Origin of the sequence: Georhizobium sp. MAB10 (assembly GCF_045012825.1) — a bacterium.
GTDB lineage: Bacteria > Pseudomonadota > Alphaproteobacteria > Rhizobiales > Rhizobiaceae > Georhizobium > Georhizobium profundi.
Genome location: NZ_CP118314.1, coordinates 3136281 through 3158919, shown reverse-complemented (window position 1 = coordinate 3158919; position 22639 = coordinate 3136281). Strand labels below are relative to the sequence as shown.

The 22639-nt window shown below is 62.0% G+C and carries 22 protein-coding genes; 12 read left to right on the top strand and 10 right to left on the bottom strand.

The features are described 5' to 3' along the window. Nucleotides 1-49: 49 nt before the first annotated feature. Nucleotides 50-337 (bottom strand): hypothetical protein, encoded by a 288-nt coding sequence (locus PU133_RS15105; RefSeq protein ID WP_126010949.1) that lies wholly within the window; start codon nucleotides 335-337, stop codon nucleotides 50-52. A gap of 162 nt (nucleotides 338-499) precedes the next feature. On the opposite strand from PU133_RS15105, the gene PU133_RS15100 reads away from it, so the two are divergent. Next, nucleotides 500-1183, top strand: coding sequence for a hypothetical protein (locus tag PU133_RS15100; protein WP_404862356.1), 684 nt, complete (start codon nucleotides 500-502; stop codon nucleotides 1181-1183). On the opposite strand, the gene PU133_RS15095 is transcribed toward PU133_RS15100, so the two are convergent. The 4 genes from PU133_RS15095 to PU133_RS15080 form a co-directional block, all read right to left on the bottom strand. After that, complete coding sequence (locus PU133_RS15095) at nucleotides 1159-1503, bottom strand: hypothetical protein (RefSeq protein ID WP_404862355.1); 345 nt, start codon at nucleotides 1501-1503, stop codon at nucleotides 1159-1161. The two genes, PU133_RS15100 and PU133_RS15095, sit on opposite strands and share 25 nt — an antisense overlap. Before the next feature lie 82 nt (nucleotides 1504-1585). After that, nucleotides 1586-2875 carry an O-antigen ligase family protein gene (locus tag PU133_RS15090; protein ID WP_404862354.1) on the bottom strand — a complete coding sequence of 430 codons (1290 nt, stop codon included), beginning with the start codon at nucleotides 2873-2875 and terminating at the stop codon, nucleotides 1586-1588. Between the two features lie 12 nt (nucleotides 2876-2887). Beyond that, nucleotides 2888-4141 carry a polysaccharide biosynthesis/export family protein gene (locus PU133_RS15085; protein ID WP_404862353.1) on the bottom strand — a complete coding sequence of 418 codons (1254 nt, stop codon included), beginning with the start codon at nucleotides 4139-4141 and terminating at the stop codon, nucleotides 2888-2890. A gap of 44 nt (nucleotides 4142-4185) precedes the next feature. Then, the gene (locus PU133_RS15080) at nucleotides 4186-4866 is read right to left on the bottom strand and encodes a sugar transferase (protein ID WP_404862352.1); all 681 of its coding nucleotides are present in this window, start codon (nucleotides 4864-4866) and stop codon (nucleotides 4186-4188) included. 540 nt (nucleotides 4867-5406) lie between these two features. On the opposite strand from PU133_RS15080, the gene PU133_RS15075 reads away from it, so the two are divergent. Then, on the top strand, nucleotides 5407-5706 hold the full coding sequence (locus PU133_RS15075; RefSeq protein ID WP_404862351.1) for an exopolysaccharide production repressor protein: 300 nt from the start codon (nucleotides 5407-5409) through the stop codon (nucleotides 5704-5706). 107 nt (nucleotides 5707-5813) lie between these two features. Next, on the top strand, nucleotides 5814-6836 hold the full coding sequence (locus tag PU133_RS15070; protein ID WP_404862350.1) for a glycosyltransferase family 2 protein: 1023 nt from the start codon (nucleotides 5814-5816) through the stop codon (nucleotides 6834-6836). 18 nt (nucleotides 6837-6854) lie between these two features. Here PU133_RS15070 and PU133_RS15065 read toward each other — a convergent pair whose 3' ends face one another. Further along, the gene (locus tag PU133_RS15065) at nucleotides 6855-7808 is read right to left on the bottom strand and encodes a polysaccharide pyruvyl transferase family protein (RefSeq protein WP_404862349.1); all 954 of its coding nucleotides are present in this window, start codon (nucleotides 7806-7808) and stop codon (nucleotides 6855-6857) included. Continuing rightward, nucleotides 7805-8779, bottom strand: a complete 975-nt coding sequence (locus tag PU133_RS15060) for a glycosyltransferase family 2 protein (RefSeq protein WP_404862348.1) — start codon at nucleotides 8777-8779, stop codon at nucleotides 7805-7807. The genes PU133_RS15065 and PU133_RS15060 overlap by 4 nt, the downstream gene beginning before the upstream one ends. Nucleotides 8780-8886: 107 nt before the next feature. On the opposite strand from PU133_RS15060, the gene PU133_RS15055 reads away from it, so the two are divergent. From PU133_RS15055 to PU133_RS15020, 8 genes are all read left to right on the top strand, one after another. Continuing rightward, nucleotides 8887-10353, top strand: coding sequence for a lipopolysaccharide biosynthesis protein (locus tag PU133_RS15055; RefSeq protein WP_404862347.1), 1467 nt, complete (start codon nucleotides 8887-8889; stop codon nucleotides 10351-10353). A gap of 166 nt (nucleotides 10354-10519) precedes the next feature. Then, entirely contained in the window at nucleotides 10520-11320 is an 801-nt protein-coding gene (locus PU133_RS15050) for a glycoside hydrolase family 16 protein (RefSeq protein WP_404862346.1), read from the top strand. A gap of 8 nt (nucleotides 11321-11328) precedes the next feature. After that, a complete protein-coding gene (locus tag PU133_RS15045; RefSeq protein WP_404862345.1) occupies nucleotides 11329-12486 on the top strand; it encodes a glycosyltransferase in 1158 nt (385 codons plus the stop codon). Next, nucleotides 12483-13511 (top strand): glycosyltransferase family 2 protein, encoded by a 1029-nt coding sequence (locus PU133_RS15040; RefSeq protein ID WP_404862344.1) that lies wholly within the window; start codon nucleotides 12483-12485, stop codon nucleotides 13509-13511. Before PU133_RS15045 ends, PU133_RS15040 begins: the two co-directional genes overlap by 4 nt. Continuing rightward, nucleotides 13508-14425, top strand: coding sequence for a glycosyltransferase (locus PU133_RS15035; RefSeq protein ID WP_404862343.1), 918 nt, complete (start codon nucleotides 13508-13510; stop codon nucleotides 14423-14425). Before PU133_RS15040 ends, PU133_RS15035 begins: the two co-directional genes overlap by 4 nt. After that, the gene (locus tag PU133_RS15030; protein ID WP_404862342.1) at nucleotides 14415-15365 is read left to right on the top strand and encodes a glycosyltransferase family 2 protein; all 951 of its coding nucleotides are present in this window, start codon (nucleotides 14415-14417) and stop codon (nucleotides 15363-15365) included. The genes PU133_RS15035 and PU133_RS15030 overlap by 11 nt, the downstream gene beginning before the upstream one ends. Before the next feature lie 58 nt (nucleotides 15366-15423). Continuing rightward, complete coding sequence (locus PU133_RS15025; RefSeq protein ID WP_404862341.1) at nucleotides 15424-16329, top strand: UTP--glucose-1-phosphate uridylyltransferase; 906 nt, start codon at nucleotides 15424-15426, stop codon at nucleotides 16327-16329. An 87-nt stretch (nucleotides 16330-16416) separates the two neighbouring features. Then, nucleotides 16417-18729, top strand: coding sequence for a Wzz/FepE/Etk N-terminal domain-containing protein (locus PU133_RS15020; protein ID WP_404862340.1), 2313 nt, complete (start codon nucleotides 16417-16419; stop codon nucleotides 18727-18729). Nucleotides 18730-18748: 19 nt separating this feature from the next. Here PU133_RS15020 and PU133_RS15015 read toward each other — a convergent pair whose 3' ends face one another. Then, nucleotides 18749-19483: a metallophosphoesterase family protein gene (locus PU133_RS15015; RefSeq protein WP_404862339.1), complete on the bottom strand. Its 735-nt coding sequence runs from the start codon at nucleotides 19481-19483 to the stop codon at nucleotides 18749-18751. A 150-nt stretch (nucleotides 19484-19633) separates the two neighbouring features. On the opposite strand from PU133_RS15015, the gene PU133_RS15010 reads away from it, so the two are divergent. Then, on the top strand, nucleotides 19634-20746 hold the full coding sequence (locus PU133_RS15010) for an acyltransferase (protein WP_126010932.1): 1113 nt from the start codon (nucleotides 19634-19636) through the stop codon (nucleotides 20744-20746). A gap of 50 nt (nucleotides 20747-20796) precedes the next feature. On the opposite strand, the gene PU133_RS15005 is transcribed toward PU133_RS15010, so the two are convergent. After that, nucleotides 20797-22179: an FAD/NAD(P)-binding protein gene (locus tag PU133_RS15005; RefSeq protein ID WP_404862338.1), complete on the bottom strand. Its 1383-nt coding sequence runs from the start codon at nucleotides 22177-22179 to the stop codon at nucleotides 20797-20799. Between the two features lie 10 nt (nucleotides 22180-22189). Further along, nucleotides 22190-22636: an RrF2 family transcriptional regulator gene (locus tag PU133_RS15000; protein ID WP_404864556.1), complete on the bottom strand. Its 447-nt coding sequence runs from the start codon at nucleotides 22634-22636 to the stop codon at nucleotides 22190-22192. Nucleotides 22637-22639: the final 3 nt, after the last annotated feature.

The window sequence follows — 22639 nt, the reverse complement described above, 5'->3', positions numbered from 1 at the left end:
CATTGCGGGGTCCGTCAAGTCCCATTCAGAGTGGCCCTGATCAGCGCAGCTATCGGACGGTGGGCGTGCCGTCCGATCGCCAGATCACCGCGCCGGTTTCGGGGGCAACGACCTTTTCGATCTCGTCGGTAAAGAACATGTCGACGGTCGCGCCGCCTATGCCGGGTGAGATATTTGTCGTGACATGTTCGAAATCGTCACCGAGATCCTGGCCCCAGGCTATGTTGTAAACGCTGACAGTTCGCCCGCCCGAAAGCAGTACGTCGGTCAATTGCCCATTACGCTCGCGAAGCGCCGGAACGACGAGGCTGCAATGCTGGTGCGTTGGGCTGCTCATCGTTCCACTCTAGCAGAGCTGCAGGCCTACCACGACACCTGCGTTTCCAGGAGCCGACAGATCCATCATGCAACTGTCGCAATGAACGTCACAAAACTGTCATGAACTGCATGATGATCGTCCTCGACGTGGCGTGTAGCGTTGCGATGGAGATTGTCGGCCATGGCTGTACCTGCGGTTCGCATTGCCTCTTCGCGACTGCCGATCGCATCCGACGATATCAAGGTTGGGGTAGGCATCGTCATCGTCGCCGCTGCAATCTGCGCGCTCGTGCTGGTCGCCGACCAATGGTGGGGCGTGAACCATTATCAGCTGGTGCGCGATCCCAACGCGATCGCTAACAATCCGAACTATTTCGGCCTCGTCTCAAATCTCGGGATCGTCCTGTGGATTGCCGGAGCAGTTGGCGCGCTTCAGGCCTTCGCTGCCCTAAGACATACCCAGGAAAAGGCGTTCAGCGGTCTGCTCCTGGCCGGAGGCTGCTTTGCCGCGGTCATGGGCCTGGACGATCTTCTAATGCTGCATGAATCGATTGCAGCGACCGGTATCCCGGAAATCCTGGTGCTCGGTCCCCATGCCATTCTGCTGGCTGCGACGTGCTATCGAGCCTGGCTTCTGCAGGGAAGAACGCCATGGCTGCTGCTGGTCGCCTGCGTCGCGGCATTCGGCTGTTCGATGGTCGTCGATGTCGTGCCGGTCGAGTTCGCGGGGCAGGTGTTCATCGAAGAAAGCTTCAAGCTTCTCGGCATCATGTTCCTCACCGCCTACCTCGTGATCACGAGCCAGAAGGCGTTGCGCAGCGTGCCGCAAGACGGCTTTCGTCAAACGTCGCTCGAAGATCGGTAAGTGGCAATCCGCTGCAGAATATCCTGATAGAATTCGGCCTGAACATCGAGATCCCGCAGGCGCGCTTCACAGGACAGAACCGTGCCAGTCAGATCATCGATACGACCTTCCAGTTTGCGCTGATCGCTTTCGGCGGCCTGCGCTTCCATCGCGAAGGCGGCGTCTCCCACGGCTGCTTCGTATCGCCGACGAATGCCGTCGCTCTCGCGCCGCACTTCGTGGAACAGGGTCGTCGATAGTTCCGCAAGGCGGTCGAGGCGCCGCCTGTCGGTCTCTTTGTCCCGATCTCTGGACCGGATCCGAAAGTTCCAGGCGTTCATTTTTGTTGTCCTTCTGGTCCAGTTCGAAATTCGAGTGCAGCCGAAGCCTGTGATGCGTCGCCGCACCCATGCGGCTCTTCGGCTAGCTCAGACGGGCGGCTTCCATGCCCGGCCCGGGCGAACGTGCATCAAGGCGTGACCCTGCCGCCTTGGCGCTTTGCGGGCTTTCCTTGCGGGCCAAGCGACTGCCGGCGAAATACACCAGGAAGGAGCCGACCGAATACGGATACAGGCTATCGACCTCGGCGAAGGAGCGGATCACCATCAGCACCATCAATCCCAGAAGAATGTAGGACGAGCGGTCATGGTCGCGATTGAGCACGCGCAAGAGGTGGCCGACCACGATGGTCAGCAAGGTCGCGACAAGCAGCACGAAGCCGATTGCGCCCAGTTCCACGAGGGCCTCAATATAGGTGTTATGGAAGTGGAAGCCGCTGCGCGAACCGATGTAGAATTCGGCCCACAGGCGTTCCGCCTCCGCAAATCCCTGGACCCAATAGGCTTGATAGCCGGTGCCGAGAAGCGGCGCCTCGCGAAACGCAGCCATTCCCTCCGACCAGAGATAGGTTCGGCCCGTCAGCGTCGCATCCTTGCCGAAAAGACCGAGCACGCCGTCGATCGCGCCGGCATTCACAGCGACGACCGCGACGCCGGCACCGAGCATGAGTGCTGCAATGAAACCGGCGCGCCGCATGGCCGGACGAAACGTCAATATCAGCCTCAGCAGGACGAGCACGACCATGGTCAGTGCCACGCCGATGATGGAGGTCGCCGACTGCGAAGCGACCAGTGCATAGGCCGACAGCAGCCCGGTGGCTGCGGCAAATGCTTTCGTCATGATGCCGAATGGAAGGGCGAAGATGCAGATCCCGGCGAAGAAGACGCCGAGAGAGGCGTAGAAACCCAACTGGTTCTTGGAAGCGAAGGCGCCAACGAAGCTGTAGGTCCCGTCGATGGCGTCGTAGTGGTAACCGCCGAACGCAAACGAATAGAGCAGCACGACCAGCACGCCAACGAGTACGCCGATTGTCAAAGTCCGGTCAGAGCAGACCCGTGCCGCGATGATCGCGCAGAAAATGTGCGAGGCATATTGCACCGCCCCGCGGGCGCTGACGCTTGGCGCGAGCGACCAGAAGACAGAAAATCCGCAAAAAATGCAGAAAGCCAGGATCCACGCGTAGTTCCAGGGATTGCCGAGCGCGCGGCGATAATCCACGGCGACGAGAAGCAGCCACACGCCATAGAAGGCGAGCACCGCTATCTGGCCGAAGATCGTCGAATAGGCGAAGACCACGATCGATAGTGCCAGCGCCGCGACGCAGTAGGGACCATTCGAGCTTGGATCGAGAAAGTGCGCTTTGGCGATGCGCATCTAGCGGTCCATCTACTGGCTTGCCACGGGCTGTATATCGACCTTCACGACATCGCCAGGCAGCACCGGGGTGCTCTCGTCTGCCGGAAGCTCGGCCACTTCACCATTGGTGTCGCGCACGATGACATAGCCGATCTGGAGTTGATCACCGGAAGATGCACCGGCGGCCGCTTCCGGGGCACGTGCCAATGCTTCGAGGATCAGATTGCCCTGCGTCGTGATCTTCAGCTCCGTCGCGTTTAGCTCGGCTTCCGTCTGTTGCAGATCCTGAGAGATGCCCGTCTCGTAGTCATCGCGCAGGGCATTAGCGTCCTGGGTCGCCTCGGCGATCGACTGGCGCGCACGCAGCGCAGCCGTCTCCATATCGAGCACACGGCCCTCCAGATCGGCAATCTGACGTTCCAGCGACAGCACACGCTCATTGACGACCAGCCCCCGCGTCGCAAGATCGCCGATGCCCGTAAGCTCGTCCCGCGCAAGGTCGGTCTGGCGCTGCTGGGTTTCGATCTTTCGCTCAAGCGCGGCTATCTCGCTCTCGAGCAGAGACTTCAGATCGTCGATCTCGGCCAGTTGAACGGCAAGGCGTTGCGCGCGCGAGGTCATGAAGGCCCGCTCGCTTTCCATCAAGCGCTGGCCTTCCTCGCTCGAGCTCAGCTCGGCAGGAAACTCGATCTCGTCACGGCCCGAGCTCTCGGCGAGAAGCCGCGCGCGTTTGGCGATCAGTCTGGAACGCTCGACAGCCAGAACGTCCCGCTGGCCGCTGGCATTGATGAAATCGCGTTCCAGTCGCATGCCCGTGTCGGTCGATCGGCGGATCCCGCCGGCGATGCTCACCGCCTTGAGGACGGTCAAATTCGGATCGAACGGGTAGCGACCGGGTGTTTCGACGTCGCCGGCCATGAAGATCGGGCGGAACTCGGCAAGCTCGACCGCTGCCTCGGGACGATCCATGAGGCCAAGCGTCTGCTGAAGCGCGTCACCGATCGTTGCGGCAAGTTCCTGGGTGGTCTTGCCGGCTGCCTCGATGTCTCCGACGAACGGCACCGAAATGCGGCCGGATGGTCCCACCGTGTAGTCTCCGGACACGGACGACCAGTCGCGCACCGCGCCTTCCGTCGTCTGCCATTCGACGACGCGGACGGTGACCTTGTCCATGGTGTCGAGCATGTAGTCCTGAGCTGCTGCGGTCAGTGGCGCCGCGGAGGCGACCAGCATACCGACCAGATAGCCCAGGAAGCGTTTGTGCATGCCTGCGAAGAAATGCATCGTCTCTGTCCTTGGATTTCAGCTGCACCCGTCTCGTCGAAGCGTCAGTAGCTGCCGCGCGACGCGCAAACGGCGGGTATCGTCATCGCGATGATCTTGATGTCGGTGTAAAATGACCAGTTCTCGACATAATGCCGGTCGAACTCGATGCGCTGCTGGTAGGACACGTCATTGCGGCCCGAAACCTGCCAGAGGCCGGTAAGCCCCGGTCGCGACTGTAGATAGTGCGCTGCGGCATTGCCGTAGAGGTCGAGTTCGGATTGCACCACGGGACGCGGCCCGACAACGCTCATATCGCCGAGCAGAATATTGAAGAGCTGCGGCAGTTCGTCGAGGCTGAGCTTGCGCAATACGCGCCCAACGCGCGTAACGCGCGGATCATCCTTCAGCTTGCGGGTCTTCTGCCACTCGATACGGCTGTCCGGGCACGTAGCAAGATGCTGTGCAAGCAATTCATCGCCGTTTTCGGCCATCGTGCGGAACTTCAGGCAGCCGAATAGCAGCCCATGCCGGCCAATTCTCTTATGCGCGTAGAAGACGCTGCCGCCGTCTGAAGCTTTGACGAGCAGCGCGAGCATGCAGAGCAGCGGCGCAAGAACAATGATGGCTGACAAGGCACAGACGATGTCGAACCCGCGCTTTCCCGCGCCTCCAATCGCGGGCGGCATAGACGACAAAGTACTGAGGTGGTCCGCGCGAGCGGACCATCTGGCGACTGGCTTCATGACACTCTCCAACTTCAACACCGCGCTTCTGCTGCGGTGCATCATAAACACCCCTGAGTGTGGTGGTTAAGTCAGATGTGTGCCGTTATTCAGACCGCTGAGCTCTTATCGATCATATTTTGTGACGTTGCGATACAAAGCACGAATATCCTCCTTGATAAAAATCAAAAATAAAATTAATCGTCGCGGCTAATGAACGTGATTATAGAGATATATTGTTTCATATAATTCCATTGAGCGTGGATTAGGCAGAGTTCAGCGAGATATACAGAATTGAACCTGCGAATTGATGGTGTCCAGTTTACCAAATATTTCTGATTTTGCTTAAATGTCCTCGCCGATAATGATGCAGCGCAACCAAACAATCCATATGGAACATTGCGGTAGCGCGGCTATGTGGGATATGTTGAAGGTCGGGCTCGCAGAGCGGACGGCTTGTCATTGGAGGATGCAGCCGATCAGTCCGACTTTCTGTGAGTGGGTAGGTTCAGGGCTTGGCGGGCCGCTGCGACCATCTTTGATGTCTGGGCGAGGCGGGTAATGTCCTTTCTGCTTTTCTTTCGCGGTATGATCGCAACGCTCGTCGTTTTTGCGATTGCAACCTTTGCGTTGACGCAATCCGCCTGGACAACCGTCGTCAGCACCGCCATTTGCGCCGTGACGATCCAGGTCGGCTATTTTGCGGCAATCTTGTTCATGGTCTGGCGCGATAGCGGGAAGGAAAACGAAGCCGCGCAACGCGCCGAACGTGAAGGTCGCACCCAACACCCCAGCGCTGCAGACAATACTGACAGCTCGTCCTCTCGCCCCATCGGTACCGTGACCCGCCCCCGGCATTAGCGGCACCTGCACGGTTGCTGCACAGCACCATTTCGCCATAGTTTTCGGAAATCACGGCAGGACACCGCCGCCAATGGCGGATCGCTCCATGACGAGAGAGGCCCGAGATGGCAATTCCCGCGGGCAGCAAGCCGGAGGCCCCGGTCTGCGTCATCATCGCAGCAATGAACGCCTCGGCAACAATCGCCCGGGCTGTTCGCTCAGCACTCGACGAACCAGAAGTCGGCGAAGTGATCGTGGTCGACGACGGCTCGAGCGATGCGACAGCCGCGGTGGCCACGTCAGCTGACGATGGCAGCGGTCGCTTGAAGGTCATTTCACTGCCTGAAAATGCCGGCCCTTCCTATGCCCGTAATCGGGCGCTCGAAGCGTCAAGCGCCGCGTTCGTCGCCATTCTGGATGCTGACGATTTTATCCTGCCGGGTCGATTTCAGCGGCTCCTTCGTCAATCCGCCGACTGGGATTTCATCGCAGACAACATCCTGCTCATCGATGCCGCGCAAGCCGATGCGCCTCTCGACGTGGCCGACATCGCCGAAGATGCCTACACGCTCACGACGCTGCAATTCATAATGGGCAATATCTCGCAGCCCGGCGTCGAGCGCGCGGAGATAGGTTTTCTCAAACCGGTGATGAAGCGTGCTTTTCTCGACCGCCACGGGCTGCGCTATGACGAGACGATGCGGCTGGGGGAGGACTATGATCTCTATCTGCGTGCGCTAGCGAGCGGCGCCCGATACCGCGTGGTCCATACATGTGGCTATGGCGCGACCGTACGGGCGAATTCGCTGAGCGGTCGCCACCGCACGGTCGACCTGAAAATGCTTTACGAGGCCGATCAGCGCATTGGTGCAGAGTTCGAGCTGACTGCCGAGGAACGAGGAGCGCTTTCCCGGCACGAGGCGCAGATCCGAAGGCGCTACGACCTTCGATCGTTCCTCGACAGGAAGAAGGAGATCGGCCTCGGCGCCTCCATTGCACAGCTTCTCGGACGTCCACGCTCCCTTTGGCACGTGATGACAGACGTCCTGCGCGACAAGAGGCGGGCTCGGCTCTCCCGAAGCAACGCGAAAACGCCGGCGATCCTGCCGCGCTATCTGCTTCCCGGGCGGAACGCCGACGAAGAATAGTCGCTTCTAGTCAACGCCTTAGAAATAATCTCTGCGGATATCGTCGAGCACGGCGGAGAAGCGCGCTTTGCGCTCATTCAGGCGCGCTTCGTCGCTGAGCCGCGCGGGTGCTCGCGCTGCTCGCCAAAGTGCAAGCGTCGCCGGACCCGAAAGGATTTGCTTCGTCAACTGCCGCAAACCGGAGCTGCCGGCCTGATCGGCAGGAGCCTGCCGCTCGAGCACTGTCGTTCCGTCCGGAGAGGGGGCGGTGGCAGTCATTTTCCGGTTGGCGAAATCCACACCCCAGAAGGATGCACCCTTTGCGATAGCCTCGGCGCGCGACGAGATCGGCAGCCGCCGCGGTGCATATTCCACGCCGACCGAGCGAGCCCAATCGGTCCATTTGAAACTGTTGATGCTGTTCGAGGTCGTTACCGCGACCCACGGCACCCGGAATGCGTCGGCGAGGATGGCCGCATGCATCGATTCTGCGACGACCAGTTCCGCGCTCGCGATGGCACGGATCACCGACTTCGCTTCCCCGCAGGGATCGACATACCCCATCCCCGCCAGGCGGCAGAGTTCGGGCCAAAGGCTGCCGATCGTCGATTCCCAGTGCGGCACGAAGATCGTGCCGCCATTGCGCTCGATCGATTGGAACTCTGGCATATTGGCGACCATCACCGCGGGATCGATGATGCCGAGCGCTTCCAGCAAGCCGACTTTCTCAGCCGTCAACGGGCCACGCACGCAGCGGATGTCCCAGAGCGACGTGTCGCTCATGTCAGGCAGCGCGCCGTAGCCGAATCCGGATCCGACGACGAGCTTGCGCCCGCCGCTTTGCAAGAGATCCGCATTCAGAACCGTCCCGACGCCGACGAGCAGCACATCGGGTGCCACATCGCGAAAGCCCGGCAGCAGGAAGTCCCAGAGCCAGAGATTGAGATCGTCACCGAAATTGCCGTGGTCGGATTCCCAATAGAAAGGTGTCATGGCCGCTCCGCCTGCTTCCTGAATTTCGATAGGGCAAGGCCAAGCGCGCTCGCCATGAGCTTCGGATCGCGCCAGGCCCATCTGGCCAGCTCGCCGAGCTGAGGCGGTCGGCGGTGCTTGATGAGCTTTGCCTGCCCCCACAGCGCCTGGCGACGGGCGGTCTGCTTGTAGCCTTCAATCGAGGCAAGGTCCTTCGGCGCGTGGTCGAACTGCCGCTCCAGCCGGTCGAGCGCAGCCCAGGTGTTGAATTGTTGCTTCAGGAACTGCGGCGAGGTGTTGTCGACACCGTGGAAGATGTTGAGCCCTTCGCCACGCACCGCACCGGGCGTGTCGCTGAGGATCGACCTGCTGGCCTTGCGCACGCATTCATAGAAAAAGAGCACGTCCTCCGCGGCCAGCCTGAGGCTTGCCTCGAACCGGATGGTTCGAAAGAGCGGGGCGGCAATCACCATGCAGGACAGGTGCATGAAGCTCCAGTTTTCGAGCATCACGCCAGGAAGATCTACCGCTTCGAAGATCGGCGGGTCGTCCGAGAGCCGGGACAGCTCTGTCCGTTGGCTGAGCGCCGTCATATCGAAATGGTAATGGAAGGCATCACCGCCCCCGATCGCGGCGAAATAACACTGGGCATCAAAAAGTGACAGCGCAGAGAGCGCAATTTTCAAATGGTCGGGCGTCCATTCATCATCGGAATCGAGGAAGGCCACATAGTCGGAATCCGCTGGAACACGGTCCAATCCGGCATTTCTGGCCGCTCCCGGCCCACCATTTGGCTGTTTGACGATGATCAGCCGATCCAACTGCCCCGGATTGATCCCATCAAGCTCCATTTCGATAGGGTAAGGGGATTCGTCATCCACCACGATGACGTCAAAATTCGCGTGCGTCTGGGCAAAGACAGAGGCCAGCGCACGGCGCAGAATGCCGGGCTCGCGCTGGTAATAGGGAATGACAACGCTGCATTTCGTCATGTCTTTCAGCCTCTTGGCTCCGCGGCTTGAACCGGGAGATGGAAACGAAACGTGGCTTTCCGCCGATATCTGACCGGCGAAATCCGACAAGACGAAAGAGCCCCTCGATGCCTCCCGCCATCTCGTTGAAGACTGTCACGAACAATGTCGGTTGGAGCGTCCTGTCAAAGACGAGCACATTCGGGCTGAAATTTGTCACGGTTCCGATCCTGGCTCGGCTGCTGTCGCCCGAGGAGTTCGGCATCGTTGCCGTTGCCCAGACCATCGTCCTGTTCCTGACGATGGTCGGTGGGGCGGGGCTTGCCGCCGCGCTCATCGTCGAACGGACCGAGGACGAGGAGACCATCCATTCGGTCTTCTGGACCAATCTCGCCATCGCAATCGTCATGGCGGCGGGTCTCTATGTGTTCGCCGAGGAGCTTTCGGCGCTGATGGGTGCACCCGGCGGCGGTATGGTGCTGCAGGTTCTCGCCTTCCTCATCCCGATCCAGCTTTGCGGGGATGTCGCCTACGCGCTGCTCGCCCGGCGCATGGCCTTCGACCGGGACGCCTTCTGGAGCGTGCTCTCGGAGTCGGCCGGTGCGATCGGTGCCGTCGTGCTCGCGCTGGTCGGGTTCGGGCTCTGGGCGCTCGTCGCGCAGCTCTTCATCTCCGCGACGCTGCGTCTTCTCGGATTGTTCATGGCCACCGGCTACCGGCCGCGCTTGGCTTTCTCGTTCGCCCGCGTCCTGTCGCTCGGCCGCTTCAGCGCCGGGCTGATGGGATCGGAGGTCTTCAACTTCATCACCTTCCAATCGCCGTTGATCGTCATATCCCGGATCCTCGGCATTGCCGACGCCGGCGCCTATTCGGCCGCCAACCGGTTCTCCAGCATCCCGAACCAGGTGGTGCTCGCGGCCCTGATGGGGGTGCTGTTCCCGACCTTCAGTCATATGGCCGAAGACCGCGAGCGGCGCTGGCGGGCGCTGTTTCTATCGACGCAGGTCTGCTCGCTCATTCTGGCACCGATGATGTTCGGCCTGTGGGCCGTGGCGGAACCGGCCATGCTGGTGATCTTCGGCGAGCAATGGGCCTGGGCCTGGCCGGTGCTCGGCCTGCTTGCGCTTTCCAAAGGAATCCTCGCGCCGTGCAGCACGTTCATTCCCTATCTCAAGGGCATCGGCCGCAGTGGTGTCCTGTGGTGGGTGGCGGTTGCGCGTGCTGGCATCGTCACCGCTGCGGTTGCCTATGGCGCGATCAGCGGCGGGCTCGTCTCGGCCATGGTCTGGCTCTGCATCGCCAACGGGCTGACGCTGTTCTTCTACAGCTATGCGGTGTTCAGGGCCGATGGCCGCCCGTTCTGGCGCAGCTTCCTGGTTCTCTGCCGCCCCATGATCATTGCCTTCGCCATGGCCTCGGCGACAAAGGTGATGCTTGAAATGAGCGGCGACGCGATTGGCGCACCAATCATGCAACTCGCAGTGGCGGGGCTATTCGGCGCCGTGCTCTACGCCGTGATGATCGTGCCTCTGGAGTGGACGCTCCTCAAAGACCTTGTTCAAAGCATTCGCAGGTCTCGTCTCGCAAAAGCGTGACCCTGTCACGGCCGGACCGGATAACGCCTGCTCACAAATCGTTATCGCCAACAGACGCGTTTCGCTCGCCAAGTCACATTGTGCACCGCAAACTCGAATAAGAATTGCCGAAGGGAGGTCGTGGTGCGGTCCGGGGCGAGGCGGGCCAAAGTTGGAGTGGTGTAACATGCGTTCGTCCCTGTCGGCAGCCAATGGCTGCAAGCTCATTTTGCCTACCTTGCTGGTCTTCGCCGTGGTGCCGGCCGAGGCGCAGGAAATCCAACGCAATCAATCCTTCGTCGAGAATTTCGCCGATCGTCTTCATCCTGCCCGCTGGTACATTTCCGATGGCTGGAACAATGGTGCTCACCAGAACTGCACGTGGTCGAGGGATCAGGTCAGCGTAGCGGACGGGCGTCTGAAGCTGGCGTTCGAGCGACGCACGCTCGGCGAGCGGGACCATGTCTGTGCGGAAGCCCAGACCCATGCCCGCTTTCATCACGGCACCTACGAAGTGCGCATGAAGGCGGTGGAAGGCTCCGGCCTCAACACGGGCTTCTTCACCTATATCGGCCCGGTCCACAATCAGCCGCATGACGAGATCGACTTCGAGATCCTCGGCAAAGATCCGTCGCGCGTTCAGGTCAATCAATATGTCGATGGCCAGAATGTCGGCGCCGAGAAGCTCGTGCCGGTCGAGGGCGGCGCAGCAAGCGACTTCAACGACTATGCCTTTGTCTGGGAAGAAGACCGCATCACTTGGTATGTGAACGGCGACCTCGTGCACGAGGAAACCGATCCCGCGAAGCTGCCGAGCCATCCTGCCAAGATCTACATGAGCGTATGGGGAACCGACACGCTCACATCGTGGATGGGCCCATTCGAAGACAGCGATACACCCCGGATCGCCGAGATCGACCGCGTGTCGTTCACCGCGCTCGGCGAAGAGTGCCAGTATCCCGAATCTCTCGTCTGCATGATGGATTGAGGTGCGCCATGCCGGCCATTCTCTATCTCGTTCATGATGTGACAGACCCCGCCGTCGCCAGGCGCGTGACGATGCTGACGGCCGGTGGTGCATCGGTGCGCGTTGCGGGATTCAGGCGGGAAGGGCGGCTGGCTCCGGCAAGGCTCGGTGCCGGCACGCCGATCGACCTCGGCATGACGCGAGACGGCCGATTTGCCCAGAGGATTGCCGCGGTGGCCCGAGCCGCACTCGGCCTGCGGCAAGCCCTTGTGGGCTTGGCAGCTCCGGACATCATCATCGCGCGCAATCTCGAAATGCTGGCGCTCGCCGGCCGCGTCGCCGGCCTTTACCGGTCGACGCCGGCGATTGTCTATGAATCGCTCGACATTCACCGTCTGCTGTTCGGCAACGGCGCCGTGTCCGCAACGCTCCGCACTATCGAGCGCAGGCTTGCCGCCGATGCCGCGCTGCTGATGACGAGTTCGCCGGCATTCCTGCGGGAGTATTTCGAGCCCTACGGCCAGGTGAGCGGGCCCGTCGAACTCGTGGAGAACAAGGTGCTGGCGCTCGGGGGGGAGCATCAAGCGCCGCCGTCCCGTCCACAGGGCGGGCGTCCCTGGGTCATTGGCTGGTTCGGCGCGCTTCGGTGCCGTCGTTCGCTCGCTATCCTGAAACAGGTTGCCGAAAACATGGACGGCGCGATCGAGGTGGTCATGCGCGGCCGCCCGGCCTACCGCGAAATTCCGGATTTCGATGCGCAGGTCCGTGATGCGCCCCATCTGCGCTTCGAGGGTGCTTACGAGCCGGAAGACCTGCCGAGCCATTATGTGGCGGTTGATTTCTGCTGGGCGATCGACTTCTTCGAGGCAGGCCAGAACTCCGAATGGCTGCTGCCGAACCGGCTCTACGAAAGCGGTGCTCATGGCGTCGTGCCGATCGCGCGCGCCAACACGGAGACTGCGCGTTTCCTGCAGGCGCGAAATATCGGCATCGTGCTCGACGAAGGCTCGGCCGATGATCTCGTCGCGAGGCTTTCGGATCTGACAAAGGAAGAGCTCCAGCGTCTCAGCGCGCGCCAGCAGGCGCTCGATGCATCGACCTGGACCTATGGCGTCGAAGACTGCCGGGCGCTCGTACAGCGGCTCGCAGCGCTTGCACCAAGCCAGCCTATGGAGGCCGCCGCATGAGCGATACGATGCTTGCCATGCCAAGATGCTTCGTCGTGATCCCGACGCTGAACGAAGAGGCGCATATCGGCGCTCTCCTTGAGCGGTTGATGCCCTCGGCCGAGCGGCTGGACCTGACGGTCGTGGTCGCAGACGGCGGGAGCGACGATGCCACCTGCGAGATCGTCCGCGCTTTCGCGGCAGCCGAGCCGCGCGTCAGGCTGCTCGCCAATCCGCGCAAGCTGCAGGCTGCAGCCGTCAACCTCGCGGTCGCCGAGGTCGGCGATGCATTCGATTGCGTTATCCGCATCGATGCCCATGGCGATTATCCGCAGGACTATTGCGACCGCCTCATAGAGGACTTCGTCGCGACCGGTGCCGATGCGGTCACGGTTTCGATGATGACCAAGGGCGAGGGGCCTTTTCAGAAGGCGACCGCGATCGCTCAGAATTCGCCGCTCGGCAATGGCGGTTCCAAGCATCGCGAAGGGGTAGCCGGTCACTGGACCGACCATGGCCACCATGCGCTGATGCGGATCTCCGCCTTTCGCGCCGTCGGCGGCTATGACGAGAGCTTCAGCCACAACGAGGACGCCGAACTCGACTATCGCCTGCGGCAGGCGGGCTACCGCATCTGGATGACCGACCGGACGATCATGACCTACTATCCACGCGCCAGCGTTTTGCCGCTCTTCAGGCAGTATCTCGGTTATGGCCGCGGACGGGCAAAGAACCTCCTGAAACACCGCGCTGTGCCGAAGCTGCGCCAGATGATCCCGATGATGGTGCTGCCCGCCGTTGCCGGCACGGCTCTCGCCGTCATTCACGCGCTTGCCGTCCTGCCCGCATTGGCCTGGATCGGTGCCTGCCTCGCCTATGGGATCTTGATCGCCGTGCGCGAGCGCACGTCGCTCGGTCCCCTCGCAGCCCTCTCGGCCATGGTCATGCACCTGGCCTGGTCCATCGGCTTCTGGCTCCAACTGGCGGGGATCGGTCGCAGGCGAAAAGCCTCTATCCATCCGGCAACGGAGGGATTGGCACGATGACCAGCGTCGATATCTGCGTCTGTACCTATCGCCGGCCGCAGCTGGCCGACACGCTGTCGTCGCTCGCGGCGTTGAGCGTGCCGGCCGGCACGACACTCAGGATTATCGTTGCGGACAATGACGTAACGCCGAGCGCTGCGCCGCTGGTCAAGCGTATCGGTGAAGCTCATCCCTTCCCGATCCGCTACCTGCATTGCCCGGCATCCAATATCTCGACCGCCCGCAATGCCTGCCTCGATGCTGCGGTAGCCGACTTGATCGCCTTTATCGACGACGATTGCACGGCATCGCCGCAATGGCTGACAGCGCTCCTGCAGGAGATGCAGAACAGTGGCGCGGATGCGGTCCTCGGCCCGGTCGAGGCTATGTATGCCGACGGGGCGCCCGGTTGGATGCGGCGTGGGGATTTCCATTCCACACTGCCGGTCTTCGTGCGTGGGGAATTGCGCACCGGCTATACCTGCAACGTGCTGATGCGCCGAACGGCGCCGCCGCTTGCCGGCCGCCGCTTCGATCTCGCACTCGGGCGCACAGGCGGCGAGGACACGCAATTCTTCACCCAGATGCGGCAATCCGGCGGAACGCTTGCCTTCGCGCCTAATGCCCAAGCCAGCGAACCGGTACCGGCCGAACGGGCAAGGTTGTCCTGGCTGGCGAAGCGGAAGTTCCGCACGGGCCAGACCCATGGCCGGCTTCTCGCAACATCGCAGCAGTCGCTAAAGATCAAGCAGGTCGCGATAGCCGGCGCAAAAGTCGCGTTCTGTGTGGCTGCAGCAGCCCTGTTCGTCCTTTCGCCCGTCAGGCGAAACAGGCAGGCCCTGCGCGGAGTGATGCATGCCGGGGTCGTCAGCGGCCTCATCGGCGTTCGCGAAATCGTGCTCTACGGCGAAGGCGGGCAAAGCCATGCAGCCTGATGTCAGCATCATCATCGCCGCCTATAACGCAGAAGACACGGTCGCGCGCGCTGTTCGCACGGCGCTCAAGCAGGACGGCGTAAAGGTCGAAGTCATCGTGGTGGACGACGCCTCCGTCGATGACACGCCCGATAGCGTGTCGCGGATCGACGATGAGCGGGTGCATCTCATCCGGCTTGCCGAGAATGGCGGGCCAGGGGCAGCCAGAAATGCCGGTCTCGATGCCGCGACCGGTCGCTACGTCGCCGTACTGGATTCCGACGACACGATGCACCCCGAGCGCATGGCGCGGCTCGTTGCCCGCGCCGACCGCGAGCAGGCCGACATCGTCGTCGACAATATCGAGATTGCGGGTGATGCGGCGCCGAGGGGCACGCTGATGTTCCCGCCGGACTCGCTTGGCAAACTCGGCAAGCTTGATCTGGCGGCCTTCATTGCCGGCAACCGGATGTTCGATCGGGGCTATTCGCTGGGTTACATGAAGCCGATGCTGCGCCGTGATTTCGTTGAGACGCACGGGCTTCGCTACGACATCAGCCTGCGCATCGGCGAGGATTACATCCTGATCGCTTCCGCGCTCGCAGCAGGCGCCCTTTGCGTCGTCGAGCCGCAGCCAGGCTATGTCTACCACATCCGTGATGGCTCGATTTCGCGCGTTCTGGAACAGCGGCACGTGGCAGCCATGCTCCGCGCCGACGAGGTCTTCGTGGCAAACCACCACCTGGACGACCGGGCGAGGCAAGCCCAGGCGCGGCGCAAGCGCAGCCTTGAGGAGGCTGCATCCTTTCTGCGCCTCGTCGACGACATCAAGGCCAAGGCACCGATGCGGGCGCTGCGCACCGCGCTCCATGACCCGCGCGCCGTACTGCATCTCAAAATGCCGATCATGGCGCGTGTACGGCGCCTCCTACCAAAAGGGCGGCTTTTGGAGAGCCGCTGACAACCTGCAGATTTTGGAGGGCTGGGGGCGCTCAAGACCAAACGGAAATGGACAGCCGATGACCAAAGTCAGAAAAGCCGTAATCCCCGTCGCCGGGCTCGGAACCCGGTTCCTGCCCGCCACCAAGGCGATGCCGAAGGAAATGCTCACCGTCGTCGATCGACCGGTGGTGCAATATGCCGTCGATGAGGCGCACGCTGCGGGTATCGAGCACATCGTGTTCGTCACCGGGCGCAACAAGCACATCATCGAGGACCATTTCGATATCCAGCCGGAGCTGATCGAAACGCTCGAGCGCGCCGGCAAGACGGCGCAGCTCGAAGCCATTCGCAGCATCCAGCCCAAGGCCGGCACGGTGAGCTTCACCCGCCAGCAGGCACCGCACGGGCTCGGCCACGCTGTCTGGTGCGCCCGCGACATCATCGGCAACGAACCCTTCGCGCTGCTTCTGCCCGACATGGTGTCCTTTGGCGAGCGTGGCTGCCTGTCGGTTGCGTTGGACCTCTACGAGCAGTCGGGTGGCAATGTCGTGACCGTCGAGCAGTGCGACCCGACCCAGACCAAGAGCTACGGCATCGTCGGCAAGGGAGAGCCGGTCGGCGAAGGCTTCGCCATCACGCAGATGGTGGAGAAGCCCGAACCGAATGATGCGCCTTCCAACCACTACATCAACGGTCGCTACATCCTGCAGCCGGAAATCTTTGGCATTCTGGAAACGCAGGCGCGTGGAGCAGGCAACGAAATCCAGCTCACTGACGCCATGCTGCGCCTGTCCGAACACCAGAGCTTCTACGCCGCACCATTCGCCGGGCGCATGTTCGACACCGGGTCGAAGGAGGGCTTCATCGAGGCCAATGTCGCCTTCGCGCTGATGCGTCCAGACATCCGCGACCGCGTGCTCGGCCCGATCTCCGATCTCGTGGCGCAAGCGCGATCGAGCGGGGCGGTCAAGCTGTCTGCTTGATCGGTTCTCGGCCATCACCCTGTCCGGTCCATCGACCGAGCAGGGCCAACCCCTCCGAAGAGGTGGCGCTGCCAAGCGTCTCGACAGATGCATCAGAGAAATTTCGCACTGGACCGTCGCCTTGCCGTGACGCCCGAACAGCCCGAGGACAAGGACCAGTTCATCGATCTGGACCGGTTGCTCAACATTGCGTGGCGGCGCGCACGGATCGTGGCGGTGGCGGCTGCGATCGGCCTGGCGCTCGGCATCGCCTACCTCCTCATGACGCCTTCGACATATACGGCCGCAACGCGTATTCTGCTCGATGAAAATCTCACGCGTTATGCGCAGGAAGAGCGCAACGGGTCCGGACCGATGCAGATCGACACGATGATGTCGAGCGAAGTCGAAATTCTCCGCTCCTCCCGTCTCGCCCATTCGGTCGTTGCAGAGCTGGACCTCCATCGCAACGAACTGTTCCTCGATCCACCGATGTCTCCGGTGGCCTGGCTGCGTTCGCAGATCCGCTCGACCATCGCGTCGCTCGCATCGAGCGGTGAGAAGGGCGCAGGACTGTCGGAAGCGGCACAGATCGGTCGGGCGGCGGCAATCCTGCAGGCTAATCTCGTGGCAGAGCGTGTCGGGCGAAGCTTCGCCATCGAGGTGCGCTACAGCGCCAAGGATGCCGCGCTTGCCGGGGCGATCGCGCGCGCCTATGCCAACCAGTATCTCGCCGATCAGTTGAACGCCAATTTCGATGCGACCCAGCAGGCCACTGTCTGGCTGCAAAGTCGGCTGGAGAACCTGCGCACCGAATGGCTCGCCGCATCGTTGCGCGCAGAGCGGTTCCGGGCCGAGAACAACCTCACGGCTGTGAGCGGCGAGCTCGTCTCCGATCAGCAGCTCTCCGAAGTCAACGAGCAGCTGATCCTGGCGCAGGCCGAAACCGCCAATGCGCGAGCGCGGTATCAGCGTTTTCAGGCGATCATCGAGGAAGGTCCGGAGCAGGCGGTGCTCAGTGCCGTCATCCCCACCGATATTGCCAACAGCGCATCGCTCAACGAACTGAAGAGCCGCTACCTCAACATGGTCGAGCGCGAGAGCGAAATTTCGGAGCGCTTCGGCGAGGACCATCCGCAGGCCGTCACCCTCCGGCGGCAGTCGGCCGATCTCAGCCGGCAGATATACCAGGAGCTTCAGCAGGTTACGGCGAGCTACCGCAACGAATACGAGGTTGCGCAGGCGCGCGAACAATCGCTTCGTGACAATGTCGGCGCGCGCACGGGTGAAAACTCGGTCGCGGGGGAGGCCCTGGTCGAACTGCGTGAGTTGGAGCAGCAATCATCGGCGCTCGGCACCCTCTACCAGACTTTTCTCGCCCGCTACGAGGAAGCCTCGCAGCAGCAGACGTTCCCCATCGCCAAGGCGCGCGTCATCTCGGAAGCCTCCAACCCGACGCGGCCATCGGCTCCGAGCAAGACATTGACGCTGGGGCTGGCGCTCGTCCTCGGCATGTTCGCAGGTACGGGGATCGGCGCGGTTCAGGAATTCCGCGAGCGCTTCTTCCGCACGGGCGATGATGTTCGCCGGGCGCTGGGCATCGACTTCCTGGGCTATCTGCCCCTGGTTGCGAAGGATGGAAGCGAAGGCGATGCCGCTGCCGCGGATGAAGATCCCGGTCCGGCGCTGCTCAAGCTCGCCGTCAACGCGCCGTCGTCGCTCTTTGCCGAGACGCTGCGCAATGCGCGCCTGGTCGCCGATGTGGTGCTGCAGGAAAAACCAAGCCGCGTCATCGCCTTTGCTTCCGTACTTCCGCGCGAGGGCAAGACGACCGTCGCTGCGAACTTTGCTGCCATGCTTGCGGCATCGGGTCAGTCGACGCTGCTGATCGATGCAGACATGCGCAATCCGGGGCTGACCCGGCGTCTGGCGATCGAACCGCAAAGCTCCTTGGTCGACGTGCTCTTAAACGGGCATGACTGGCGCGAGGCGCTTCTTGTCAGCCGCCAGTCGGGGCTCGCCATCCTGCCGGCAACCACGCGCCAGAGGCTTTCGCATACGGCCGATCTCATTTCCGGCAAGGCCATGCGCGCGCTGATCGAAGATGCCCGCGGCAGCTATCGCTACATCATCGTCGATCTTCCGCCCCTTGGGCCGGTGGTCGATGCGCGTGCCTTCGCGCCGCTCGCGGACGCGTTTCTCATGGTGACCGCTTGGGGCACGACACCGCGCGCCTTGCTGCGGGCAACGCTCGAAAACGAGCCGCAGGTCTCCGGCAAGACACTCGGCGCGATCTTGAACAAGACCGACATGGCAAAGCTATCGCGATATGGCTCCTTCGGTGGCGCAGAGCGATATATGGGCGACTATGCCGACTACTATCTGGACGGAGCGGCGGGCCGTCATGCTGCTTCTGGCTGATCGAAGGGCCGGTGAGGGGCTATGTGGACAACACGCGCCCGCCGCCGCGCCAGATGCGCAGGGCCGAAAGGCGCCCGGTGAAGCAGGCGCCGGTATCGACGTTGATGCGCCGGTTTTCCATGGCAACACGCGCGACCGGTGTGTGGCCATGCACGATGTAGCGATCCGGAAGCTGCGTGGCGTCACTCGGCGCAAGGCGCAGCGACATCAGCGATCGATCGCTCTGCTCGGCAACCGTCACGTCTGGCCTGAGGCCCGCATGGACGAAAACGTGAAGGCGGGTGCTGAGCAGCACCGGCAGGTCGCGCAGGAATGCCAGATGCGCAGCAGGCACCGTCTCGCCGATCATCGCGCCGACTTCCGCGCTCGAGCTGCCCAGATGCAGAAGTCGCTCGCTGTCGATGCCGTAAGAGGCGAGGGTCGCGTCGCTGCCGAGTGCGCGCCAGCGATCGAGGCCCGCGCGTCCTTCGAGAACGTCGAGCATGAGCTGTTCGTGATTGCCGGCAAGGCAGATGCGGTCGAACCCCGCAGGCGCCTCTTCGAGCAGATGGTCGATCACACCGGCCGATTCGGGACCACGATCGACATAGTCGCCAAGCATCACGATCAGCTTGCGTCCCTCGATCGTAGCAGCATCCGCAACGATCTTGGCTTCAAGCCGCCGAAGCGCGTCGAGACAGCCATGCACGTCGCCGATCGCATAGATCGGGCGATCGTCGTCCCCAAGCGTCAGGCGCGCCCGAGGCGGTGGCATGACACTCGAACTGCCACGGCCGAATATCGACAATCCCAATTTCATCATCTGATCGAGACCCGCTTTGCGGACATCGGATCGAAGGGTTGGCGCCTCTGGCTTTGAAGCGCCAGCCCAATCAGCCGCTGACCCGATAGGAGTCGTCTCACCGTGGACAAAACCCTGCCATTCGCCATGACCTTTCCCGATACGACGCCGGTGTCTCGGTCGACGTCGTTCCGCATTTCGATTGCGCGTGTGCTCTGCATCATTCTCGTCACTTTCGTGCACGTTCAGCCAGGCATCGCGGAAAACGTTTATACCCTGCCGGTGGATGCTTTCGGGCTCGTCTATTTCCTGCTGACGAGAGTGATCGGCCTGAGCTCGGTTTCGCTCCTCGGCATCGTCTCCGGTTTCCTTATCGCAGGCAGCCTCGCCAAGGGCCACCTTTCCACAGTCACCGGCAAGGTGCGCTCATTGATCGTTCCGTTGATCGCGTGGAACGCGGTGATGTTCGTTCTTATCATCATCTACGCGCAGCTTTCCGGAAACTGGGACAAATTGCCCGAAGCAAGCCCGCTTGGCATCGCCAATGCTTTTCTCGCCTTGCAGGAATGGCCGCTCGTCGTGCCGTTGTGGTTTTTGCGCGACTTGTTCGTCTGTTGCCTGTTGTCACCACTCCTCGTCTTCGCTCTTTACCGGGCGCCGACAGCAGCTTTTGCTGTGTTGATCGGCTACATGCTTTTCGGGCAGGACACATGGCTGCTGCAGCGGCCGCAACTCCTGCTGTTCTTCGCGATCGGCCTCTGGCTGCGGATTGGCGCGTTTCAGGACGGTCAAGTCGACCGCGCGACGAAGTGTCTTGCTCTCGGCCTTGCTCCCATGGCGGCTGTCTTCTTCTTCATCCGGATTGATGGTATCCCGCTGCACAGCCTCAATCCGCAAGTTCTGGCAGGGCTCGACACGCTGTTGCGGATCACCATGGCCGCAGCAATCTGGCAAGTGACGCTTCTCATCGCCGGGTCGTCCAAATGGTCGCGGATCAAACGCTTCGAACCCTATGTCTTCGTGCTCTTCTGCAGCCACGCGATCGTGTTCGAATTCGCCGGCATCCCACTGCGGCGTGTGTTCGGAAACTATGGCGATCCATTGTTCTCGGTCTCGTTCTTTCTACAGCCGGTGATCGCCATCGCCGCCGCATGGATCGGCGTGAGGGTCCTGATGCGCCTTCCTTCCGTGATCGGCAAAGCGCTGAACGGCGGCAAGCTCGTCCTCCCGCACTGACGGGGCGAGAGGACGAGCCAGGCGTGGGTTCAGTTCAGACCGCCATTTGCTCAAGACTCTGCGGTCGTCGAGTGCTCGACCTTCGCGAAACGCGCCGAAAGCGTTGCGGCGACGGCTGCGCATTGATCGCGGATGTTCGGGATGCCCTCGATCTCAAGAAACGTTCCGCGCGTGATGGGCCCGATGGCGAAGAGCCGTTTGCTCGGCTTCCCATCAAGATCGATCGCGGCACATCTTTCCGTGACGTCGAGGCCGATCGCCAAAGGATCTCCGCGCACGGCACCGCGGGACACGAGGTTTTGCAGCAGCGCCTGTCGGCTTTGCGTCACGTCGAAATGAAGTCCGGTGCAGTCCTCGATCCGGGCAACCTTGAGAAGCGTCTCCTCGCCTGTCTTCCGGCCGCGCAGCGTCACGGCGAGCGCACCGTCTGCGTCGGCGACATCGACGATCGTTGCGGCCTGAACCGCCAGATGCCCATTTGAAACGGCCTTCGTCAGCCGTTCATGAATGGGCGGTGCCAGCCGGTGTCGATGGATCGACCACCAAGGACGCGCGTGGCGGAGAAAGCGGCGCTTCGTCTCCGGCGTCCAGCTGCGCCAGATGTCCTGGCAATGGGGACGCATGCCATCGATGACGCTGCGCCAGTCGATGCCCTGGTCGGCCAGCTCGGCGATGAGGACCCGAAGCCAGCGCATCAGGAAAGAGAGCTTCGTTCCGAAGGGAATGTCCGCTGCATCGATGGCAATCGGCGGCGCAGTGGTGTGGGCATGGGGAAGGAGACCATGCCGGGAAATCGCGATCACCGGCGGATGGTTCTTGCGCCGTGCTGCGGCCAGAAAGGTATCGACCATCGAAAGACCGGTCCCGACGATAAGGATCGGCAATTGGGCATCGCCGGCCGCGCTGGATTCAGCGCTGGTCTGTGTCGCACGCGCTTCATGTCCCGTCGCAAGAATGGCGATATGGCCGATGAGGCTCGTCCCATTGCCGAGATGCACTTCGACGCCTGTTGGCGTTTCGGTGACATCGAGAGCTTCGTCCGTCACCGTATGAAACCGCTTGCCGTCGTCGATCGCTCTGAGATGGCTGAGAAGATCCGCCAGATACAGCCCGTAGAGGCTTCGAGCGACATAGCTTGCCGGATTGATCTTGTTGTTGCTGAAGGCGCCGAGCCAGCGCTCGAAATGGGAGCGATCGTCGGCAAGCGCGCTCATCCCCTTCACGCTCACATTCAGGACATGCTCGGGGAGGTCGGTGGAATAGGCGACGCCCTCGGCGATCGCCTCGCTGCGTTCCACGAGCGTCACGCGGAAGGATGCGGACAGAGACCGCAGGAGATGTGCTGCCATGAGGACGCCGCTGGCGCCGCCGCCGATGATGATGACGGATATCTGTTGCGGCCTGGCCGACACGGCCAGTTCCGCCGCGCTCATCGAGGCAGCCTTAGACGGTGTAGCGGAGCGCCTCGGCCGGATCGTCCACATCGATGTCGCGCATGGCGGCAAGGCTCGACTTGTCGAGCACGCCGGCGATCGCCTCGCGCACTTCCAGCATGATGTGGCGCACCTGACAGGTCTCCACGTCGCAATCGTCGCAGGGCTGGTAACGCGTCCGGCTGGCGCAGGGGATAGGCGCCAGCGGCCCGTCCAGAACACGCACCACGTGGCCGACCATGATTTCTTCGGCTGGCCGTGCCAAACGATAGCCGCCGTCCTTGCCCTTGCGGCTGTGCACGAAGCCGGCGTTGCGAAGTTCGTTCAGAATCGTGTCCAGAAACTTCTTCGGGATCGCGTTGTGCTTGGCGATGTCGTTCACGATGAACTGTCGATCCGGATTGTTGGCCAGATGGATCAGCGCTTTCAGACCGTATTTTCCCTTGCGGGTGAGCATGAC

Coding starts and splice junctions, on each gene's coding strand:
- PU133_RS15005 (WP_404862338.1), bottom strand. CDS start 22,179: ATGAGCGCGGCGGAACTGGCCGTGTCGGCCAGGCCGCAACAGATATCC.
- PU133_RS15020 (WP_404862340.1), top strand. CDS start 16,417: ATGCATCAGAGAAATTTCGCACTGGACCGTCGCCTTGCCGTGACGCCC.
- PU133_RS15100 (WP_404862356.1), top strand. CDS start 500: ATGGCTGTACCTGCGGTTCGCATTGCCTCTTCGCGACTGCCGATCGCA.
- PU133_RS15050 (WP_404862346.1), top strand. CDS start 10,520: ATGCGTTCGTCCCTGTCGGCAGCCAATGGCTGCAAGCTCATTTTGCCT.
- PU133_RS15015 (WP_404862339.1), bottom strand. CDS start 19,483: ATGCCACCGCCTCGGGCGCGCCTGACGCTTGGGGACGACGATCGCCCG.
- PU133_RS15060 (WP_404862348.1), bottom strand. CDS start 8,779: ATGACGAAATGCAGCGTTGTCATTCCCTATTACCAGCGCGAGCCCGGC.
- PU133_RS15105 (WP_126010949.1), bottom strand. CDS start 337: ATGAGCAGCCCAACGCACCAGCATTGCAGCCTCGTCGTTCCGGCGCTT.
- PU133_RS15075 (WP_404862351.1), top strand. CDS start 5,407: ATGTCCTTTCTGCTTTTCTTTCGCGGTATGATCGCAACGCTCGTCGTT.
- PU133_RS15065 (WP_404862349.1), bottom strand. CDS start 7,808: ATGACACCTTTCTATTGGGAATCCGACCACGGCAATTTCGGTGACGAT.
- PU133_RS15030 (WP_404862342.1), top strand. CDS start 14,415: ATGCAGCCTGATGTCAGCATCATCATCGCCGCCTATAACGCAGAAGAC.
- PU133_RS15055 (WP_404862347.1), top strand. CDS start 8,887: ATGCCTCCCGCCATCTCGTTGAAGACTGTCACGAACAATGTCGGTTGG.
- PU133_RS15000 (WP_404864556.1), bottom strand. CDS start 22,636: ATGCTCACCCGCAAGGGAAAATACGGTCTGAAAGCGCTGATCCATCTG.
- PU133_RS15025 (WP_404862341.1), top strand. CDS start 15,424: ATGACCAAAGTCAGAAAAGCCGTAATCCCCGTCGCCGGGCTCGGAACC.
- PU133_RS15085 (WP_404862353.1), bottom strand. CDS start 4,141: ATGCATTTCTTCGCAGGCATGCACAAACGCTTCCTGGGCTATCTGGTC.
- PU133_RS15070 (WP_404862350.1), top strand. CDS start 5,814: ATGGCAATTCCCGCGGGCAGCAAGCCGGAGGCCCCGGTCTGCGTCATC.
- PU133_RS15090 (WP_404862354.1), bottom strand. CDS start 2,875: ATGCGCATCGCCAAAGCGCACTTTCTCGATCCAAGCTCGAATGGTCCC.
- PU133_RS15045 (WP_404862345.1), top strand. CDS start 11,329: ATGCCGGCCATTCTCTATCTCGTTCATGATGTGACAGACCCCGCCGTC.
- PU133_RS15080 (WP_404862352.1), bottom strand. CDS start 4,866: ATGAAGCCAGTCGCCAGATGGTCCGCTCGCGCGGACCACCTCAGTACT.
- PU133_RS15095 (WP_404862355.1), bottom strand. CDS start 1,503: ATGAACGCCTGGAACTTTCGGATCCGGTCCAGAGATCGGGACAAAGAG.
- PU133_RS15040 (WP_404862344.1), top strand. CDS start 12,483: ATGAGCGATACGATGCTTGCCATGCCAAGATGCTTCGTCGTGATCCCG.
- PU133_RS15035 (WP_404862343.1), top strand. CDS start 13,508: ATGACCAGCGTCGATATCTGCGTCTGTACCTATCGCCGGCCGCAGCTG.